We start from the raw sequence: 1,656 nt of genomic DNA on the forward strand, positions 1-1,656 counted from the left end.
GACCAAGTAATTAATCAAACTGAGGCTAAACTCAATAACTTCTCTGGCACCGTCACCGATGTCGAAGACGGGCAAACCGTCACGCTTACACTGACCGATAAAAATGGCCTCACCGTAACCGCCACCACCTTAGTCGTCAATGGTGCATGGACGCTCGGGGATGTTAATTTATCCACTCTGGCTGACGGGGAGATCACCGCAACGGTTGCAGTCGCCGATGCTGCTGAGAACCCAGCAAACAACAGTATTACCTTTACTAAAGACACCACAGCAACAATTTCTATCACCGTTGAAGACGTTGACCAAATTATTAATGCTGCAGAGCAAAGTGCAGTGAGTGTGTCTGGTACCGTGTCTGGTATTGAAGACGGCCAAACAGTCACTATTTCTGTTACAGATAGCCGTGGCACAACTCGCACCAATGACTCACTAACAATTGTTGATGGTAAATGGTCTTTGAGCGATGTTGATATCAACGATCTGGCGGAAGGCGATTTAGTCGTTACTGTAACCAGCACCGATATCGCAGGCAATGTCGCAACAACCAGTGTGACGGTAGTTAAAGATACCCTCGCAAGTCTCACCATTAATGTAGCTGATGGCGGTGATAATTCGTTAAATGCTGTAGAGGTCGCCGATGTAGCAATCTCTGGTACTGCGCTTAACGTGGATGACGGTCAAACAGTCACTGTGCTCGTCACTGACTCTGCAGGTAAAACACAGGAATATTATGCCAGCGTATCAGCCGGTGCATGGGCGTTAACTAACACAGATCTATCTGGCTTTGCTGAAGGTGTATTGACCTTCAGTGCCAGTGTAACCGATGTAGCAGGTAACCCTGCAAGCGCTGATACCACAGTCTTCAAAGACACTTTATCGACTATCTCTATTCAAGTGGGCACCAATGGCGACGGCATTCTAAATAGCGATGAAGTTATCACCACCACCTTTGGTGGTGCAGCCACGGATATTGAAGACGGCCAAGTAGTGACCGTTACAGTAACTGACAGTGCAAATGCAACGCTGAGCTTTACCACGACTGTGCGTAACGGCTATTACCTCATTGAAAATGAAGATTTAAGCTCACTTGCCGATGGCGAGCTGACGTTTACCGCTGAAGGGCTGGATAGAAATGGCAACCCTGCAACAGCCACCACTAACGTAATTAAAAATACCGCTGCGGTTGAAATCACCATTGATATCGACACAATCCAAGATAATATTATCAATGCTGCTGAAGCCCCTACGGTTGATATCAACGGCACGGTGAGTAATGTTGAAGATGGTCAAACTGTCACTGTTACTCTCACCGATGGCGTAAACACCATCACTCGTACTGCTGTCGTTAATGGCGGCGTGTGGATGATTAGTGATATTGATACCCGTATCTTAAAAGACGGCGATATCACCGGCACAGCCACCGTAACGAACCAAGCGGGTAATTCAGGCTCAAGCCAAGAAGTCGTACAAAAAGACGTCGTCGCAGAGGTGAGTGTCACCTTCAATGACGTTGACCAAATCATTAATACCGCTGACAGCACAACCAATAGCTTCTCTGGCACCGTGATTAATGTCGAAGACGGCCAAACCGTTACCCTCACCTTCACTGATACGAATGGCAACACAACCCAAGTAACCACCACCGTCACCAGTGGC

General features: G+C 47.6%; 1 protein-coding gene. It reads left to right on the top strand.

The window, feature by feature from the left end; translation table 11 throughout:
- A partial coding sequence (locus tag PHAL_RS23440) for a beta strand repeat-containing protein (protein WP_036981736.1) occupies positions 1-1,656 on the top strand: 1,656 nt, incomplete at both ends.

This window comes from Pseudoalteromonas haloplanktis ATCC 14393 (genome assembly GCF_000238355.1).
Lineage (GTDB): Bacteria > Pseudomonadota > Gammaproteobacteria > Enterobacterales > Alteromonadaceae > Pseudoalteromonas > Pseudoalteromonas haloplanktis.